General features: G+C 43.0%; 21 protein-coding genes. 3 read left to right on the top strand and 18 right to left on the bottom strand.

Going from position 1 to position 18,546, the window contains the following annotated elements:
• Window positions 1-33: 33 nt before the first annotated feature.
• From atpH to FLP08_RS12235, 10 genes are all read right to left on the bottom strand, one after another.
• Window positions 34-588 carry an ATP synthase F1 subunit delta gene (gene atpH / locus FLP08_RS12190; protein WP_156277014.1) on the bottom strand — a complete coding sequence of 185 codons (555 nt, stop codon included), beginning with the start codon at window positions 586-588 and terminating at the stop codon, window positions 34-36.
• A 3-nt stretch (window positions 589-591) separates the two neighbouring features.
• Window positions 592-1,086 carry a F0F1 ATP synthase subunit B gene (locus FLP08_RS12195; protein WP_156277015.1) on the bottom strand — a complete coding sequence of 165 codons (495 nt, stop codon included), beginning with the start codon at window positions 1,084-1,086 and terminating at the stop codon, window positions 592-594.
• 87 nt (window positions 1,087-1,173) lie between these two features.
• A complete protein-coding gene (gene atpE, locus FLP08_RS12200; protein ID WP_026913619.1) occupies window positions 1,174-1,404 on the bottom strand; it encodes an ATP synthase F0 subunit C in 231 nt (76 codons plus the stop codon).
• A 23-nt stretch (window positions 1,405-1,427) separates the two neighbouring features.
• Window positions 1,428-2,528 (bottom strand): F0F1 ATP synthase subunit A, encoded by a 1,101-nt coding sequence (gene atpB, locus FLP08_RS12205; protein WP_156277016.1) that lies wholly within the window; start codon window positions 2,526-2,528, stop codon window positions 1,428-1,430.
• 134 nt (window positions 2,529-2,662) lie between these two features.
• Window positions 2,663-3,046, bottom strand: coding sequence for a hypothetical protein (locus FLP08_RS12210; RefSeq protein WP_156277017.1), 384 nt, complete (start codon window positions 3,044-3,046; stop codon window positions 2,663-2,665).
• Window positions 3,047-3,262 carry an AtpZ/AtpI family protein gene (locus tag FLP08_RS12215; RefSeq protein ID WP_156277018.1) on the bottom strand — a complete coding sequence of 72 codons (216 nt, stop codon included), beginning with the start codon at window positions 3,260-3,262 and terminating at the stop codon, window positions 3,047-3,049. It abuts the gene before it with no gap.
• On the bottom strand, window positions 3,243-3,641 hold the full coding sequence (locus tag FLP08_RS12220) for a bactofilin family protein (protein WP_156277019.1): 399 nt from the start codon (window positions 3,639-3,641) through the stop codon (window positions 3,243-3,245). The genes FLP08_RS12215 and FLP08_RS12220 overlap by 20 nt, the downstream gene beginning before the upstream one ends.
• A 12-nt stretch (window positions 3,642-3,653) precedes the next feature.
• A complete protein-coding gene (porW, locus tag FLP08_RS12225) occupies window positions 3,654-6,188 on the bottom strand; it encodes a type IX secretion system periplasmic lipoprotein PorW/SprE (RefSeq protein ID WP_156277020.1) in 2,535 nt (844 codons plus the stop codon).
• A gap of 95 nt (window positions 6,189-6,283) precedes the next feature.
• On the bottom strand, window positions 6,284-6,994 hold the full coding sequence (locus FLP08_RS12230) for an ABC transporter ATP-binding protein (protein ID WP_156277021.1): 711 nt from the start codon (window positions 6,992-6,994) through the stop codon (window positions 6,284-6,286).
• 12 nt (window positions 6,995-7,006) lie between these two features.
• Window positions 7,007-8,491: a DUF5687 family protein gene (locus tag FLP08_RS12235; RefSeq protein WP_156277022.1), complete on the bottom strand. Its 1,485-nt coding sequence runs from the start codon at window positions 8,489-8,491 to the stop codon at window positions 7,007-7,009.
• Window positions 8,492-8,587: 96 nt separating this feature from the next.
• Between FLP08_RS12235 and FLP08_RS12240 the strand changes: the two genes are divergently transcribed.
• Window positions 8,588-9,637 (top strand): ferredoxin--NADP reductase, encoded by a 1,050-nt coding sequence (locus FLP08_RS12240; protein ID WP_156277023.1) that lies wholly within the window; start codon window positions 8,588-8,590, stop codon window positions 9,635-9,637.
• A 70-nt stretch (window positions 9,638-9,707) separates the two neighbouring features.
• On the opposite strand, the gene FLP08_RS12245 is transcribed toward FLP08_RS12240, so the two are convergent.
• The 3 genes from FLP08_RS12245 to FLP08_RS12255 all read right to left on the bottom strand — a co-directional run bounded on the left by FLP08_RS12245 (window position 9,708) and on the right by FLP08_RS12255 (window position 12,430).
• A complete protein-coding gene (locus tag FLP08_RS12245; RefSeq protein ID WP_156277024.1) occupies window positions 9,708-10,775 on the bottom strand; it encodes a glycosyltransferase family 9 protein in 1,068 nt (355 codons plus the stop codon).
• Window positions 10,776-10,780: 5 nt separating this feature from the next.
• Window positions 10,781-11,389, bottom strand: coding sequence for a DUF4254 domain-containing protein (locus FLP08_RS12250; protein ID WP_156277025.1), 609 nt, complete (start codon window positions 11,387-11,389; stop codon window positions 10,781-10,783).
• A gap of 117 nt (window positions 11,390-11,506) precedes the next feature.
• Window positions 11,507-12,430: a DUF6427 family protein gene (locus FLP08_RS12255; protein ID WP_156277026.1), complete on the bottom strand. Its 924-nt coding sequence runs from the start codon at window positions 12,428-12,430 to the stop codon at window positions 11,507-11,509.
• A 43-nt stretch (window positions 12,431-12,473) separates the two neighbouring features.
• Between FLP08_RS12255 and FLP08_RS12260 the strand changes: the two genes are divergently transcribed.
• The gene (locus FLP08_RS12260) at window positions 12,474-12,704 is read left to right on the top strand and encodes a DUF6341 family protein (protein WP_156277027.1); all 231 of its coding nucleotides are present in this window, start codon (window positions 12,474-12,476) and stop codon (window positions 12,702-12,704) included.
• Here FLP08_RS12260 and purD read toward each other — a convergent pair.
• A complete protein-coding gene (purD, locus tag FLP08_RS12265) occupies window positions 12,696-13,967 on the bottom strand; it encodes a phosphoribosylamine--glycine ligase (RefSeq protein WP_156277028.1) in 1,272 nt (423 codons plus the stop codon). The two genes, FLP08_RS12260 and purD, sit on opposite strands and share 9 nt — an antisense overlap.
• Window positions 13,968-14,053: 86 nt before the next feature.
• On the opposite strand from purD, the gene FLP08_RS12270 reads away from it, so the two are divergent.
• Window positions 14,054-15,364 carry a phenylacetate--CoA ligase family protein gene (locus tag FLP08_RS12270; RefSeq protein WP_156277029.1) on the top strand — a complete coding sequence of 437 codons (1,311 nt, stop codon included), beginning with the start codon at window positions 14,054-14,056 and terminating at the stop codon, window positions 15,362-15,364.
• Here the strand turns inward: FLP08_RS12270 and FLP08_RS12275 are convergent.
• Genes FLP08_RS12275 through rfbC form a run of 4 tightly spaced genes read right to left on the bottom strand, consistent with a single transcriptional unit; the run spans window position 15,345 to window position 18,538 of the window.
• Entirely contained in the window at window positions 15,345-16,130 is a 786-nt protein-coding gene (locus tag FLP08_RS12275; protein WP_156277030.1) for a glycosyltransferase family 2 protein, read from the bottom strand. The two genes, FLP08_RS12270 and FLP08_RS12275, sit on opposite strands and share 20 nt — an antisense overlap.
• 2 nt (window positions 16,131-16,132) lie before the next feature.
• Complete coding sequence (locus FLP08_RS12280) at window positions 16,133-17,122, bottom strand: UDP-glucuronic acid decarboxylase family protein (RefSeq protein WP_156277031.1); 990 nt, start codon at window positions 17,120-17,122, stop codon at window positions 16,133-16,135.
• A gap of 25 nt (window positions 17,123-17,147) precedes the next feature.
• A complete protein-coding gene (rfbD, locus tag FLP08_RS12285; RefSeq protein WP_156277032.1) occupies window positions 17,148-17,996 on the bottom strand; it encodes a dTDP-4-dehydrorhamnose reductase in 849 nt (282 codons plus the stop codon).
• Window positions 17,993-18,538 (bottom strand): dTDP-4-dehydrorhamnose 3,5-epimerase, encoded by a 546-nt coding sequence (gene rfbC / locus FLP08_RS12290; protein WP_156277033.1) that lies wholly within the window; start codon window positions 18,536-18,538, stop codon window positions 17,993-17,995. The genes rfbD and rfbC overlap by 4 nt, the downstream gene beginning before the upstream one ends.
• Window positions 18,539-18,546: the final 8 nt, after the last annotated feature.

Below are 18,546 nucleotides of genomic sequence, written 5' to 3' on the forward strand. Positions count from 1 at the left end.
TAAAATGGCACGCCATAGGCGTACCGGTTTTAATTAAATTTTTGAAACGTATGTGTTGTCTTTTAATTCTCTCTTTAGTCTCGTAAGGTTACGCGATACACTTGCATCATACTGCATGTCTCCAACGCGCAATACAAAACCTCCGATAATATCTTCGTCAACTATATTCTTAAGACTGGCTTCAGAACCGGTAAGCTCTTTCACTTTTGCAAGTACGATAGACTTTAACTGGCCATCTAAAGGAATTGCGGTGGTTACCACTGCCTGTCTTACATTATTCAAATCGTTATATAGTACGATATACTGTCTAGCTACCAGGTGAAGGATAGAAATCCTGCCATTGGTAATCATAATATCTATAGCGCCTTTAGTGATGGTATCAAGATCCTTGAAAATCTCAAGTAAGGCACTTTTCTTAATACTGTCTTTTACTACAGGACTGGTAAGCATATTCTCAAGATCCCTGCTGTTAAGCACAGTCTTTGAGATCGTGATCATATCCTTATTAACAGCTTCCGCCGAATTTTTATCCTTTGCTAGAGAAAGGATCGCCTTGGCATATCGTTGTGCGGCTCTGGTTCCTCTCATATCTTAGTTTAGCTTAGCATCACCAAGCATCTTTTCGATCATTTGGTGCTGTTCTTTTTCGCTTGATAATTCTTTACGAACGATCTTTTCAGCAATCTCTACTGAAAGTTCTGCTACCTGGTTCTTCAATTCTGCCATGGCAGACTGCTTTTCGATCTCAATGCTCTTCATGGCATCTGCAACGATCTTATCGGCTTTTGCCTTAGCTTCTTCTGAAGCTGAAGCGATCGTTTTTTCTTTTAGCTCACGAGCTTCTCTAAGGATCGCATCTCTTTCTGCACGAGCTTCCTTCATTAGCTGCTCATTGTCAGATTTAAGATTCTGCATTTCCTTTCTAGCATTCTCAGCTGAAGCTAGCGCGTCATTAATAGACTGCTCCCTGTTTCTTACAGAACTAAGAATAGGTTTCCAGGCAAATTTTGCCATAAGGAAAAGCAGTATTAGAAAAACGATGGTTTGCCAGAAAAACAAGCCAATTTCAGGAGTAATTAAATCCATAATTCTTTATATAATATTTAATCTTCTAATCATTAATTAAAACCTGTTCGCAACCAACCGTTGCGAACAGATCTTTAAACTTCTGGACTAAGCTGGTACAGTAAGTACCCCTAGTAAAGCAGCAACAACTCCGAAAAGTGCAACACCTTCTACAAGTGCAGCAGCAATAATCATAGCTGTCTGGATTTTTCCAGCTGCTTCTGGCTGACGTGCGATAGCATCCATGGCAGAACCACCGATTTTACCAACACCGATAGCGGCTCCAACAACTGCAAGACCAGCTCCTAAAGCGGCAAGTCCAATGTGTAAATACTCCATAGTAATTAAATTAAAAATTAAAATTAATGATGTTCATGTTCCTCAACTGCCATCCCGATAAACAGGGCAGACAGCATTGTAAAAATAAACGCTTGTAGGAATGCTACTAGCAATTCCAGTACGGTTATAAATAAGGCAAAGGGAACCGAAACTCCGGCAATGCCTGCATTTTCTAAAATAAATATCAGCCCTATCAAACTCAAAATGATAATGTGACCCGCAGTGATGTTCGCAAACAAACGAATCATAAGTGCGATAGGCTTGATAAAGATACCCAGACCTTCAACTATCGCCAGAATAGGCTTAACAAACGTTGGTATTCCAGGCATCCAGAAGGTGTGTTTCCAGTAATCTTTATTCCCGTTAAAGACGATCATCGCCAGGGTGAATAAACCAAGGGAAACGGTTACAGCGATGTTACCAGTTACATTGGCAGCACCAGGTAGTAATCCCATTAAGTTGGTGATCCATATGAAAAAGAATACCGTTAAAAGGAAAGGCATAAATTTCATATACTTCTTCTCTCCAATTTGCGGTAAAGCAATATCATCTCTTACAAATAGAACCAGTGTTTCAAGAGCATTGTTAAAGCCCTTAGGAGCGTGTTTATGCTTTTTATGGTGTCTCGCTAAACTCGTAAAGAAGATCAGCATTAGGATCACCGTTAAGAACATAGCCGCCACGTTCTTAGTGATAGAAAGGTCCCATGGCTTCGAAGCGTTTACAGGATGATGCTCCGCATCAAATTCAACAGCTTCAGCACCAGCATCCAGCCTGTAAATATCCTCATGTAGATTTACAAAACGCATCCCGTCTTTTTCTACCACGTGATGGCCTTCGGTATCATGGTGAAATTCACTGGACATAAAGCTAACCAGTCCGTTTTCGGTATAAAGTATCACCGGTAAAGGAAGGGTGACAGAGCTGTCTCCTTCTCCAAAGAAATGCCAACCATGAGAATCACCAATGTGGTGCATAATCATCTCGGTCGCGTTAAACTCTTCTTCAGCCTCCTGAAGCGATCCTTTCTCCTGCTCGTGCTCCTGAGCGAAAGAAAACAATGGGGAAATAGTAAATGCTATTGCAAAGTACAAGCTAATCACTAAAGATTTCCGTGCTGTCATAGTACCTGTTCTACTTAAAATTGTGGGCTCTAAATTTCCGTGCAAAGGTATACTTTTAAATTTTATCTGAAAGCCCGCCTAATAATTTTTTAGGCGTTTCAGCAATTTTAACGATTTTACTGAATTACAGATACTTATTTAGTATTGATAAGCCTCACCGCATAAACGGTTTCAAAAATCAGATAAAGAAAATAAGGAATAAAAAATGCCATTAACGCCTGGACAGGGTTCTGCTCTTCGTTCAGCATCATAGGCAAAAGGAAAATTACGGCTGCGAACATTTTCAGTAAACTGCAGGCCATAAAGGCGAAGCCTGTTTTACCCTTAAAAGACCTGTTCACAAAAACCAAAAGCAGGTAAACCAGAAAAGTAGCCAGGATATGGAAACTATATATTGCCAGAGTGCTATAAAAAAGTTCAAGTTGTAACACGTATTCTACCAGCACGAATTGCAGACTAAAGAGAATTATAGAAAACGGAAGGAAAATCTTTAAAAAAGGAAGAAGTTTTTGTTGCATTTATTCGTCGTCGTTCAAATTTTTTACTGCGCGAAACACCTGGTAAAGAGCTATAAATACACCCAGCAGGGAAAATATGATGGTATAAGCAGAAAACTTATTCGGGAACTTTTCATCTAACCAAATTCCAAGGAAAACCCCTGCGGCTATAATGATACCCATTTGAAAGGCAATATTTATAAGCCCAAGATATTTATTACGCTGATCGTTTTTCATTTTCTTTCTTAAGAGGCTTTACCCCTCCAGTCATTTCGCAGGTAGCATTAAAGATCGCTCCCGGCTCAACGGCAAGTTTACCGGCAACCACGTCGCCCTCGATATTGGCAGGACCTCGCAGGCTTAGCGTAGACTTCACGAACAATTTCCCTTTAAAATTACCCTCTATATCGGCATTTTCACATTCCAGGGTGCCATTGATAAATCCGCCTTCGCTTATTACCACCTTTCCCGGGGTTTTAAGACTTCCTTCAAGGGTTCCTTCTATCCTGAAGCATCCTTTTCCGGAAATTTCTCCGGTGATCAATGTTCCCGCAGCAATGCGGTTCTGTTCGTTCTGGTTTGCGGCAGACTTGCTTTTTTTGGGCTCTGAAAACATGGTTGGCAGGGTTTAGTAATTGTCCAGATAACTTCTTAAAGTTTTCTTAATTTGTACAATTCTATAATTTTCCGCCGACATGGCAAAAGCTACCCTATCTATTTTGTAGTTTTTATTCTTCCTCAAAAGTTCCTCAAAGCCAAGGACTCTTGATTTTTCCTGGAATCCATGAACAACAATAAAAGATCGTTCAACATCATATACATCCAAAGAAACTTTTAATTTATTGTAGTCTAATTCTGACAAAGCCTTTTCAATGGTGGTTTTCAGCTTTTCTGATTCCTCCTTAGCCACATTCGCCACAGGATAGATCAGTTTGAAGTTCGTTTGCAAACTGTCTGGCCTAAATTCAAGAGATTTTAATTCTGGGATACTGTTGTTCAAAATGTCCTGTGCCTTTCTTCCTTCAGCAGTCTGTGGGTAAGTTACCGCTACATAACTAAGAGCCTGCTCATAGGCATCTACTCCCATGATCCTGCCGGCAGCACGGGCCTTAAGCAATTCAAGCTTAGGCACTATGGGATCGCCTGTAAGCTGCGAAACATTTTCATTGGCCAGGGCAATGACCTCATCGTATTGCTGCGCCTCGTATTTCCTGAAAAGATCGTTATACACCAGCTCCGGGCTGTTCTGGTCTATTGGTACACTTCCCGGGTTTCTTATAAAAGCCGCATACCTGGAATCTGGATAGTTCTGCAGAATATCGTTTTTCATCTGCTCCTGTAGTGCAAGTCTGCCCTGGGCGCCGTAGATCTTATAAAGATTATATTTTGCAGGTAAAATGAGACGCTCTTCAGGCTCATTTTCCATAAGAAACTCCAGCCTTTCTGCCGCCAGTTCGTATTCCTGATAATTTTCGTTGTATATCACTCCTAGTTGGAAATAGGCCAGGTTCCTCTGCGTAGCCAGGCTATCCAGTACAGATTGTTCTCCCGGGATCTGGCTAACATAGGTCATAGGATCGTATCTCGGGTCGTTATCCAGGTTCACATCCATGAGCGTCTCCTGCGCATTAATCGAGCTTTGGTTAAGCGCCGCAGAGCCCCATCTCCAGTTATCCTTTAATTCACGGGTTCCCCAGATGCGCAGGAATTCCTGTGCTCCCCTAGAGATCCTTAGCGGATTATAGAAATAAAAAGCATTTCCCGCGTCTCCTGCCGGAGGTACGTTCGCTGAAGGAAAATTATCCTGCGGACCAATATTAGCGGTGTAGACCGGCAGTTCTCCTTTTTCAAGTTCCTCGGCCGCCCTTGTCCTTAGCTCATCGGTATAAGTGGTAAAAAATGCGATTCGCTCATCTTCAGACAACCCGGCAAGCCTAAGAATACTATCGGTTTCTTCGGCGATCTTTTCATATTTAATCACGTCTTCCAGGTTCTCCCTTCTTTTTTTAATGGTCCTGAATTCAAGAAGCTCCGGAGACATATTGGTAAGTGTACTATCATAATAGCTGCCTGCCTCCTGGTACCTGGCCTCGTCAAAATTCATTTCGGCAAGGATCTGGTAGTTTACAGATTTAAGATAAATATCACTGGATGGCGATCTCAGGGATTTATTGTAATAGGCCACGGCCTGCTCGATTGAATCCAGTTGCCGGTAATACTCTCCCAGCTGAAAATAGATCTTATCCAGGTAAGGTCGGTTTTCACGGTTTTCCTCGAGTTCGGTAAGCAATTCCAGCAGGTACTGGTTGTCGTTGTTGTTAAGGTCGTAATTCTGCGCTTTTTGCACATACGCATTCACATAATATATCCTTGGTGATTTTCGGTGCAGCTCTATCACCTCATCGAAAGAAGCATTGGCAGAAGCGATTTCGCCCAGCCTGTTATGAAGCTGACCTAAAATGAAGTAATATCTCCCTTTTTCGGCATTGATATCGGTAAACTGTGCGGCGTTCTGTAAAGGCACTACGGCCGAATCAATTTCATTCAAATTGATATAGGCCTGGGCGAGACTTGCACTGGCATCGGCAATGTCCTGGTTGTCGATCCTGTCTGAATCCAGGATCTTTTTCAGGTTCTTGATCGCCAGCTTTTCGTTCCCTATCCTGATATTGGTCTTTTCCCGCCAGATGCGCGCGTGATTGATATTATCACTGGCCGGGTACCTGTAGAGTATATAATTGAAAGCATCTAGCGCAGGAATAAATCGCTGGTCAAAGTACCTGGCTTTTCCTAGCAACAGGTAAGCCTCATCCATTTGCGGATTCCTTTCTTTCCCGCCTATCTGCATGGAATGCTTCTGAATGGCTTTTACCGCCTTCTCCTCTGCCCTGCCGAAATTCTGGTTCCGAACGCTGTCTGGCAAAAGGATCTTATCGTCCACGTCCAGTCTTTCTACCGGAAGGATATCCCAGTAATTATCGGCGTAGTTCTGATTGATCTCTTCCCGGCCCTGCTGAAAGGCTACCTGCCCGTTGTACAGGGTATTATATTCCGCAGTGACCGCATGGTAATTGCGGTTTATAAAGGTATCCTTCTTTCTGGAACAGCTGTAAATAGCCACCGAAAGGATTAGAAAAAGACCGATACGGGTAAATGTATTCAAAATGAACCTTTTATGGTATCAAGAATAACTAAGATACCGCTGGTTTAGTATGTAAAAGTAAACTTCTTTTTCTAAAGTCCAATAAGTGAAAGGCCCTAGCTTTCGGCAATTTCTGCGGAAAAATACTCTTCGAGTTCGTTCAGGGTGGCTTCAGAAGTTTCAATATCCCGAACAATCACCCCTTTATCCAGCACCACGATTCGCTCGCAAACCTCGGTCACATGGATAAGGTCATGGCTGGAAATAAGGACGGTGGTCCCGGTAGTTTGCGACAGGTCCTTCAGCAGTTTCTTAAGCCTGAACTGGGTGGTAGGATCCAGGTTAGCGAAAGGCTCATCAAGAATCACCACTTCAGGATCGCCAATAAGGGCCGCTACGATGCCTACTTTCTTCTGGTTACCCTTAGAAAGGTCACGCAGATATTTCTTTCTTCCTATGATCTCTCCATTGAATAAATCTTCGAACTGGGTAAGGAAAGCATCAATATCGGCCTTGTTCCTGTTCCTTAGTTCTCCAATAAAATAGAAGTACTCCTCTGGGGTTAAATAGCCAATAAGGAAACTTTCGTCGATGAAGGAAGATGTAAATGGCTTCCAGTCCTCGCTTTCGCTTACCGTGATTTCGTTATTGAAAATATTTCCGGAGGTTGGCTGTATTAGGTCAAGTAGCAGGCTAAAAAAGGTGGTCTTCCCTGCCCCGTTGTTCCCTACCAGGCCAAAATTCTGTCCAGACGGAATCTCCAGGTGTTCTATATCAAGGACCTTGTTTCCGTTATATACTTTTGAAAGGTTTGTTGCTGTGATCATTTTTCTAAAATTTTAATCTCCTTTTTGTTTGAATCCCTGTATCATCACATATTTCCTTTTGCGATATCTCAGGGCCAGGTAATTTAATAAGCCCGGCCTAAGAATAAGTCCCAGGACTCCCAGTATGGCCAGGAAGCCGACGGCCACCTCGTAATTGACGAATTTATTGATGATCCAGAAGAAGAAGATCGGGATAAGCAATAAGGGTAAACCTACCAGCCATTGTGAAGCGCCAGTGCCCTGGTAGTTCATGAACGGGCTTTTATCCAGGTCTATGGCCTTTTTATTGAAGGAGCCTGCAAATAGCAATAATGGAGCGTTCACGCCCATGTTGTATAGCGCGCAGGCAAAATTGAGCAATAAGATCTCCCAGCCAAAATAAACGTACGGTGTGGATAAGATGAACAGCACTACCACGCTGAAGGTGATAAGCCCCAGCTTGGAAGCCAGGTACTGCCTCATGGGAATATTCTGGGCCATGATCATGGGGTAATAAGAAGAATCCCAGGAAGGCACGAACTGCCCGAAATTGATCATAAAAATACCCGTAATAAAGATCCCTACGAACACAAAAAATGCCGGCATCCCCTGGTAGGTATCATTGGGATAGAACAAAAGACCATAACCCAGCAGCAAAAGAGACATATAAATGGTGGCTTTAGGCCTTTTATTACGCCATATAAGTTTGATATCCTGCTGCAGGAAGGGCGCGATGCTTCCAAATCTTTTGGTCCAGCCATATTCCCGGATGTTCACTTCCTTGCTCTTGGCCTTAAGTCCCGCATCCAGGTAGAACTTTCCTTTCAGGTTTTGAAAATTCCACAGATATAACAATACCAGCAGCGCCACCGGAATAAGAGCCATTAACGGATTAGCTACCAGGTAATTGAATAGTTCTCCAAAATAATGAGTGATATCGAAGATCCCGAGGTAATCCAGAAGGACAAACACCAGGGCGATAACCACCAACGGGATAAGCGCCTTAAGGTTCTCGGTGAAACGTTTCTTTATGATAAAGTTCAGGTAGTTAATACAAAGTATACTCGCGTACACTCCTATCATCCAGCCCAGCATGGAGCCTGAATCATAATCTTCTACAATGATGCAATACAGGCCAAAAGGAATAAATAGCAGTAAGGGTAAAAGATTATAAAAGGAGAACAGCGATTTCACCAGGACAAAATTCACCACCTTACTTCTCTTAACAGGAAGTACCATAAGGGGTTTGATATCCATTACCGGCAGGGTTTGTAAAAGAAACCTGAAAATAAGTTCAAAAACGAAATAGGCCAGCATAAAACTGTTTACCACCTTAAGGGGATCCCGCTCCGGGTATAGTTCTTTAAACAAAGGAAACATTCCAACCCCCAAGGAGAGAAACATCACAGAGAAGTACAGGGCTAAAAATGCCATCAGGATCTTTAGGCCTAAACTTTTACCAAAACTGGCAGACCTGAAAAAAGATTTGAATTCCAGCCAGAGGAACTTTTTGAACATAAATAGATGTATTTATCCAATAGGTGTCTAAATTTAAACTTTTGTTACATTTTAAAAACCCTCATACTTTGTATTTTTGCGCACAAATAAAAAATAATGAGCAATTTTTATCCGCTAAAAATTAAGGAAGTAATACGTGAAACGTCACAAGCGGTAAGTTTGTCTTTTGAGATCCCCGAAAATCTAAAAGAGGAGTTTAACTTTTCAGCAGGACAATATATCACCATTAGAACCAAGGCTGACGGCGAGGAGATCAGAAGAGCTTATTCGTTATGTTCAGCGCCAAATTCAGAAGAATTCAAGGTAACGGTTAAGGAGGTAGAAGGAGGAAGATTTTCCGTGATCGCCAATAATAAACTGGTTGCCGGCGATATCCTAGAGGTACATCCACCCGAAGGAAAATTCGTTTTCGAACCCGGCGAGGGAAGAAAGAACTACGCGGCATTTGCTGCGGGAAGCGGGATCACCCCCATCTTATCTATCATAAAGAGCGTTTTAAGGGACGAACCCCACAGCAAGTTCGTGCTTACCTACGGAAACAAATCTGTAGACGATACCATATTTTTCAAAGAGCTACTGGAGCTACAGGCCGAATTTCCCCACAGGCTGTTCGTTGAGTTCATCTATAGCAGGACCAGGGAAGATAACGCACATTTTGGCCGTATCGAGACCAGCACGGTGAACTATATCGTAAAGAACAAGTTCAAGGACAATCCTTTCGACAAATTCTATCTTTGCGGGCCAGAACCAATGATCAAGCATGTTTCCGGAGTACTTAAGGATAACGGGGTAAAGGATGAGCAGATCCTTTTCGAGCTTTTCACCACCACAGAAGATGAAAAGCAGATCGAGGGCGATACAGATGGAGCTACTGCCGTGACCATTCTTGTAGACGATGAAGAATTCTCTTTTTCCATGGACCGGAAAGAAGTTGTTCTGGATGTTGCCTTAGAGAACGATATAGATGTTCCTTACTCCTGCCAAGGAGGTATTTGCAGCAGCTGTATGGCCAGGATCACTGAAGGAAAGGCTGAAATGAGCAAAAACCAGATCCTTACCGACGAAGAGATCAAGGAAGGTTTTATTCTTACCTGCCAGGCACATCCTACCACTCCTACCCTGAAAGTGGATTTTGATGATGTATAAAATAAATGATCCTGAAGCTTAAGATTTGTTTCTTTGCTTCAGGATCATTCCTATTCTTTTCAAGCTGTTTTTATAGCTTTTCCAGGATCTTTTCTATAACCTTTTCAGGCGGAATGCTGCGCATCACATCTTCGTAGCCTTCAGGTACTTTATTCCCATAAACCGAAGTTGGGATTTTCGGGTATCTATCCAGATCTGGCAGAATACTGTTTTCCAGTGGCTGGTTAAAGGGTTTGAAACCTGTATAAGGATGGGTCACTCCCCAGATAGTAATGACGGGAATCCCGAAATTCGCCGCCATATGTCCATTCCCGCTATCCATGGAAAGCATGGCGTCCAGGTTGGAGATGAGGCTCAGTTCTTCGGCAAAACGCAATTTCCCAACTACGCTAACGCAATTTTCGAATTTGCTCTCCCATTCCTCCAGCTGTGTTTTTTCGGTATCGCCGCCCCCGAACATAATGATCTTAATATTTCCCTTGGAATTAAGCTCTGTAAGCACCTGTTCCATGAGATCCTTAGGATAGCACTTGGAATCGTGCTGGGCAAAAGGAGCCAGTCCAAGCCACTTCTTAGATTGTTTTCCCACTACCTCGTAAATTTTTGGCAGCAGGGTTCGTCTAGGAGGCACTTTATAATCGTCCAGGTCTATAGGATATCCCAGTTCTGCGAACACATCGGCGTAACGCTGGTGAGTGGATTTTAAAGGTCTGAATTCCTTGTTGTTCTCCCGGGTGATCGATCTTTTCTCAGAGCGGCCCTTATTGATCTGTTTGAAGGGGATTCCGTAGAAATAGAAAAGGGAACGCAGCACATTGGTGCGAATCACATCATGCAGGTCTGCCACCACGTCTATCTCCTCATCCCGAAGTTCCCTGGCCAGGGTGCCCAGGCCGAGCATGCCGCTGTGAATACCGTTAAGGTCGGCCTCGTAGGTCCTTACATTGGGTAAATGGCTGAAAAGCGGGGCGAAAAAATGTCTGGTAAGAATGGTGATCTCCAGCTGCGGATATTTCTCGACCAAAACGCTTAAGACAGGGACCATCATGGCCACGTCCCCCATGGCCGAAAACCGGATTACCAGAATATGCAGCCCCTTTTCGCTATGATCAGCCAAAGAATTGCCAGAGCCTTCCATAAAAACTATTTATTACCTCTAAGTACCGGATTCAGTTCGTCGTCGTTATACATCTTCATCTGCTTGTACACCTTCATATACTTTTCACCTTTGGCGATATCTTCCAGTAGCTGGTTGATAGCCGTAGACAGGTCTACTCTTTGCTCCAGTAAAACATCCAGCTTGGCCTTACACTTCATCTGGTGCTCCTGGGAAGCATCTTTGCGATTTGCCTCCTCCTGCATGTGGTAGATCTTCAGGGCAAGTATCGAAAGCCTGTCTATGGCCCAGGCCGGGCTTTCAGAATTTATGGTCGCATCTGTATTAGGCTGTACATCCTTGTATTTTTCCAGGAAATAGCTGTCTATATATTCTACCGTATCGGTGCGGTCCTGGTTAGAAGCATCGATTTTTCTTTTGAGTTCAAGGGCGGCTACCGGGTCTATATTCTGGTCACGAATAATATCCTCGTAGTGCCATTGTACGGTATCTATCCAACATTTTCTAAATAACAGGTGCTCGATCAGGTTCTTTTCAGCATCATAAGGATTATGAAATTCCTGGTCTACGCTATCTTTTTCGTGGTATTTTTCTATTACTTCCTGAAATATGTGGTTGGCTTTATCTGAAAACATGTGATATAATTTCTTCTTTTTCTACTAATTATCCGGCTGCATTAAGCATTTAATACAACCGCTACAAAGATATTATTTTTAAGAGAGTTTGGCTCAAACCAAACCTAAACATTACGCCTAAAAGAAAAAAGCCACGACCACGGGCATTAAAATAAGGGTGGCCAGGATCACTTCCTTAAAGATGCGATCCTTTTTACTGTCGAAGTAATTGGAGGCAATAATGCTTAGGGGAACGAAAAAGAAAATGAGCTCACTTCCGTTCTTGGTGGGAGAAAATATCGCCACAGCTGCCGAAATTATCAAACTAAGCAGGATCATGCTCAGTACTGGTCTACGGTTTATGCTAGCTTTTTGAATAGCCGAGAAATACTGGATTAGGGTCCAAAGCAGCAAGGTTAAAAAAACGCTGAGTGGGATAAGCAGCTTTAAGTCCCCGTATTTCGAGAAATCGAAATTACTGGCCTGGAACCAGTCTGTAAAGCTGTAGAACTGGTCATAAGCCAGTAAATGAAAGCAGACGGTTAATAAGGCTACTGCAAGGATGGCCACAAAAGGCACCAGCCAGTTCCTGAAACTTGAAGCGAAATTAAGGATCGCGAAAAATACCAGTATCAGAAATAATACAGACCAGAAATCGTATAAAGAGGCGATGCAAATCCAGAAGGCAGCATCGAAGATCTTCTTTTGTACCGCTATATGCGATTTTAAACTGATGATCCTTCTAAGCCCGAATAAAACGCACAGGTTGGCGATGATGACAGATTCGTTTCGCAAGAGGCTTACAAAGGAAACCGCAAAAATGGCAAATAACAGGGTTTTATAGGCACTCCTTTTGGTGAGTTCGTTCTTTTTAGCGATAAAATTGAGCACTAAAAGACTAAGAACAAGAACCAGTAAAACCGCTAATTTCTCCAGCAGCTCCAGCCAGTCGAAACCCTCGTCCCAGTGACCTGCATTAGCTCCTATATAAAAAAGGCTCATCAAAACGATGATGACCACGAGGTTAAAAGGCTTGGATTTGCTAAAAAAGCTTGTTAGCATTCGGGTTTTTTATATTTTTGTACTCACAATTAAAGTTCAGAAAATGAAAGATTTTTTTTACGGAATACAGTGGCTTTTTGAAAATATACTTTTTTATCCTCTAGATGCGCTTAGAGCGCTTGAGCTGGATTCCTGGTTTCTTGCGAACATCCTTAACTGGATTTTCATGATCATTGGTTTCGTTGCTTTCCTATACTGGATGAAGCAGTTAAAGATCTTCAATGATAGAAATGAAGAAAACAGAGAATCTACTTCTCACTCTTTCTTAGGATAGATCAAAACCTATATCCTTTCTAAAATACATCTTATCAAATTGCAGCTTTTCTGCACTTTGGTAAGATTTTTTTAGTGCCTTATTGTAATCTTCCCCAAAAGAGGTCAACGCGATCACACGCCCTCCACTGGTCACTATATTTCCATTTTCTTTCTTTGTACCTGCATGGAAAACGATAGAATCTTCAATATCGTTTATTCCTGAAATAACTTTTCCTTTTTCGTAGGATTCCGGGTAACCCCCGCTCACCATCATCACCGTTGTTGCCGCTCTTTCATCAATATCCAGGCTGATTTTATCCAGGGTCCCATTCCATGTGTTCTCTAGGAGTTCCACCAGGTCAGTTTTGATCCTTGGCAATACCACCTCGGTCTCCGGGTCGCCCATTCGCACGTTATATTCTATTACGAAAGGTTCACCTTTGACTTTTATTAGGCCAATAAAAATAAAGCCTTTATAGTCTATTTCTTCCTCTTTAAGACCTTCTACCGTAGGTTTTACGATCCTGTCCTCGATCTTGGCCATGAGTTCCTCATCTGCGAAGGGAACAGGTGATACTGCACCCATTCCTCCGGTATTCAACCCGGTATCCCCTTCTCCAATTCTTTTATAATCTTTGGCGGTAGGCAGGATTTTATAATTTTTCCCATCGGTTAGAACAAAAACGCTTAGCTCGATCCCATCCAGGAATTCCTCGATGACCACCTTTTCACTGGCCGCACCGAATTTACCTGAAAGCATATTTTCCAGCTCTTTCTTGGCTTCTTCAAGATCATCGATGATCAAAACCCCTTTCCCGGCGGCAAGGCCATCGGCTTTTAGTACGTATGGAGGTTCGAGGGTTTCAAGGAATTTCTTTCCTGCTCCCAGGCTCTCAAAACTGAAACTTTCATAAGCGGCCGTTGGGATCTTATGCATGGCCATGAATTCCTTGGCACGTTCTTTACTTCCTTCCAGAAGTGCGCCACGGCTTGAAGGCCCAATGATCTGAATATCTTTCAATTGCTCATCATTCGCGAAAAAGTCTACGATCCCTTTCACCAAAGGATCTTCCGGACCAACCACGATCATAGAAATATCCTTATCTAAAGCAGCTTTACCAACGGCCGGGAAATCTATAGGATTCAAATGCAGGTTTTCAGCAATCTCTGCGGTCCCCGCGTTGCCGGGCGCCACATATAACTTACTGCACTTACTGCTTTGAGCGATCTTATAGGCGAAAGTATGCTCGCGGCCACCAGAGCCAAGGATAAGAATATTCATTTGGATAAATTTTTTAAATATTGCTTCAAAAATAATTGTTTGTAAATTGAAGCACGAATAAAATCGTTAAAAAAGCTTCTCTGCCCTTGGATTGGTTCAAACTTTCTTTACAGCTGAATAAATTCCCGATAAAAAGGGCGCAGCAAACCCTGGAAAAGATCCAGAACATCCCCGAAACTGACTATGCTGAGTACCAGCGCAGGCGCCGCAATGCCATCCTGGATTACCATATTCAGCATAATTCCTTTTACGGGGAATTCTTTAACTGGGACGGTTTTGACGACTGGCAGCACGTGCCTATCATGAAAAAGTCTGATCTGCAGCAACCGCTGAAGGATAGACTTAGCTCCACCTATAACACAAAAACTGCTTATGTTGGCAAGACATCTGGCAGCAGCGGGCATCCCTTTATTTTTGCCAAGAACAGGTTTGCCCACGCCCTGAGCTGGGCCGGCTTTCAGGACAGGTATCACTGGTACGGGATAGACCTCAACAAATCCCTGCAGGCCAGGTTTTATGGGATCCCACTGGACTTCTACGGAAATATTCAGGAGCGCTTGAAAGACAGGATAAGCCTGAGGCGCAGGTTCAATATTTTCGATCTCAGCGAAAAAAAGATGGAAGAATTCCTGCAGCGGTTCAGGAAATCGAACTTCAGTTACCTCAACGGATATACCAGTGCGATAGTTCTTTTCGCCAGGTTCCTGAAGGATAAGGGGATTATCCTGAAAGAGCTTTGCCCCAGTCTTAAGATATGTATAGTCACTTCTGAAAGGCTTTTTGAAAAGGACAAGCAGCTTATAGAAGCTTCCCTGGGAGTTCCGGTAATAAATGAATACGGCGCCAGTGAAGTGGGCCTCATCGCTTTTGAGGATACTGAAAATCACTGGATCGTGAACTCTGAAGACCTTTATATCGAGATACTGGACGAAAATGACCAGATTCTTCCCTATGGTGAGGAAGGCCGGGTGGTGATCACTTCGCTATACAATAAGGCCCATCCCATGATACGTTACGATATTGGGGATATTGGCTGTCTCTCAACCAAAAGCACCTTAAAAAAGCCTATTCTGGACAAACTCATTGGCCGGACCAATGATATCGCCAGGCTGCCCGACGGAAAAGTGGTTCCCGGACTCACCTTTTATTACGTTACCAAGACCATTATCGAGGATAACGGGAACATCAAGGAATTTGTCATCATACAGACAAAAACAGATGAATTCCATATTAATTATGTGAGTGAAAATGAGCTTACAACCGAGCAGAAAGCAAGGATCATGGATGCCGTAAAAATCTATGTGGGCGATAACCTGGTCATCGTTTTTGAAAGGAAAGATATTCTAAAACGCAGCCGCAGCGGAAAACTGAAACAGTTTACTTCCCAGATATCGTAGATTTAACCTGCCGGGACTTCACAAAGAACTGCTCGTTAAGAAAAATGAGCATTTTCCAGGTACTCGACAAAAGATCGTAGCCAAGTATCTTGTGATAAATATTGAAATTATATCGAAGCATCTCCAGTTTATTGGTAGAGATAGAATTTTTCCTAAGCCTGTAAATGGCCAAGGGTTCCCTAATGCCCTTCATGGGTCCTCCTTTTTCTATCACATTAAGCCATAGGGCCCAGTCCTGTCTCTTGGAAATATCGGGGCAGTAGATCTTGCCCAGCTTTCGCTGATCATAGACACCGGTAAGATTACCTACATAATTTGCTTTTAGCAGCTTATCGTATGTAAGCTCCGGCAAGGCTTCTATTTTCTTATTGAGCAGGCTTGCATCTTCGGCCATGAGTTCATAGCTGGAAAAGCAGGCAGCCAGGTTTTCCTTGCTAAGCAATTCTAATTGCTTTTTAAGCTTTTCCGGCTTCCAAAGGTCATCAGCATCCAGAAAAGCTATAAAATCGCCCTGTGCGGCTTTTATTCCCTTGTTCCGGGTGTAATGGGTGCCCCTGTTCTCCGAATTTTCCAGAAGGCGTATCCTGTTGTCGTCCTGGTAGAGCTTTCTAATTATCTTTTTTGTAGCATCTGTAGAAGCATCATCGATGATAAGCAGCTCCCAGTCTGGGTAGGTTTGTTGAATGACAGACCGGATAGCTTCAGCAATAAATGCCTCTGAATTATAGGCGGGCATGATCACCGAAACCAGTCCGTTATTCATCATTTTTATCTTCTTATATGTTCAGAAAAGTCCTTGTGCTCCCTTTTCTGAAGTTCTTCCGGGCTCAGGCTTTTAAAATAGTCGTAAGTGATCTTCATCCCCTCTTCCCTGGACACCTTGGGTTCCCATTTAAGGATCTCTCTTGCCCTGGAAATATCCGGCTGCCTTTGCAGCGGGTCATCCTGCGGAAGTTCCTTAAACACGATCTCCTGGTCTGTTCCCGTAAGCTTGATGATTTCCCTGGCAAAATCAAGGATGCTGATCTCGTTAGGATTACCAATATTCACCGGGTCTGAATAGTCACTTAAAAGCAACCTGTAAATGCCTTCTACCTGATCGTCTACATAACAGAAGGACCTGGTTTGGGAACCATCCCCAAATACGGTAAGATCTTCTCCCCGCAGGGCCTGGCCTATAAAAGCTGGGATCACTCGGCCATCGTTAAGACGCATTCTTGGTCCGTAGGTATTGAATATCCTGGCGATCCTGGTCTCCAGCCCGTGAAAACGGTGATAGGCCATGGTAATAGATTCCTGGAAACGCTTGGCCTCATCATAGACTCCCCTTGGGCCTATAGCGTTCACATTTCCATAGTATTCCTCATTTTGAGGGTGCACCAGTGGATCTCCGTAAACTTCAGAGGTAGAAGCGATAAGTATGCGCGCATTCTTTTCCTTGGCCAGGCCTAAGCAATGCAATGTACCCACAGAGCCCACTTTAAGGGTCTGGATAGGGATCTTCAAATAATCTATGGGGCTGGCCGGCGAGGCGAAATGCAGAATATAATCCAGTTCGCCAGGAGCATGAACGAATTTAGTAATATCATGATGATGAAAATCGAATTTCCTTTCCTTCATCAAATGCTCGATATTCCTCAGGTCCCCGGTAATGAGATTGTCCATCCCTATTACCTCGAATCCCTCTTTCAGAAATCGGTCACAAAGATGGGAACCCAAAAATCCGGCGGCACCGGTAATCAATATTCTTTTAGCCATAGCTTCTTAGTTGGTCAAAAATTAATCAATTTTCATCAATTAAAGCGTGCAGACTCGTTTTCCAGTTAAGGACGGGGCCAAAGGTCTCAATTGCTTTTTGCTTTGAAAGCACGCTGTATGCAGGTCTCTCTGCCTGGGTCTTAAAAAATCCAGTTTTGTTCAGGATTACCTGGTCCAGTTTCCCTGAATAAACAAGTATCTCCCGTGCAAAGTCATACCAGGTTGCCGAGCCTTCGTTGCTAAAATGGTATAAACCATATTTCGTGGAGCCGCTTGCTATAATCTCTAATATATATGCTGCCAGGTCGTTCGCGTTGGTAGGAGTACCCAGCTGAGAGGTTGTTATGTTTAGTTCGGCTTTTTCATCGGCCTTTCTAAGAATTGTATTGAAAAAGTTGTGGCCAAATTCAGAATAAAGCCAAGAAGTTCTAAAAATGAAAACTTCATCCAGAACATTCATTATCTCCTCTTCCCCTTTTAATTTAGAGGCCCCATAGACATTGATCGGGTCTACCTCGCCTGTTTCTTTGTAGGGAGTTTCAGCTTTTCCGTTAAAGACATAATCTGTGGAAATATGAAAAAGCTTAGTGCCATTTTCCCGGCAGACTTCAGCTACATTTCTAGCCCCTTCCACATTTACCTGGTATGCTTTTTCTTTGTCGGTTTCAGCCTTTTCTACATTGGTATAGGCTGCAGCATTGATACAATAATCTATTCCATTTTCAGAAAAGAAGCTTCTTAAAGTATCTTTATCGGTAATATTTAGTTCCCTGGAATCACAGAAAAAAAAGTTGAAGTCGGGAAATTTTTTCGATTGTTTTTTCAGGCACTGGCCTAACTGCCCCTTCGCGCCGGTTACTAGAATATTTTTCATCCAAAGACCTCCTTAAAAGTTGGTAATTCCTTGTCCTTTTCTGAAAGGATCATGGACCTTTCCGGGAAATTCCAGTCTATATCCAGGTCTGGATCGTTGAAAATAATGCCTGCTTCAGAACCCGGGGTGTAGTAATGATCACATTTATAGGCAAAAACCGACTTTTCTGAAAGGGTCAGAAAACCATGGCCAAATCCTTTTGGAACATACAGCTGGTGCAGATTCTCATCATCGAGTATCACAGAATGGGTTTGCCCGAAAGTAGGAGAATCAGGCCGAAGGTCTACGACCACATCCAGTACCCGTCCGTAGATCACCCTAACGATCTTGGTCTGGGCGTATCCCCCTTTCTGGTAATGCATTCCGCGCAAAACACCATACTTGGAAACCGATTGGTTATCCTGGACAAATTCTTCATCTATGCCCGAGATTTCAGCAAACCGCTTGCGCTGATAGGTTTCAAGGAAAATACCGCGATGGTCCCTAAATATTGTAGGTTTTATAAGAAAACAGTCTTTTAAAGGCGTTTCTTCTACCTGCATAATATTGT

Origin of the sequence: Christiangramia aestuarii, assembly GCF_009735585.1 — a bacterium.
In the GTDB taxonomy this organism is placed as follows: domain Bacteria; phylum Bacteroidota; class Bacteroidia; order Flavobacteriales; family Flavobacteriaceae; genus Christiangramia; species Christiangramia aestuarii.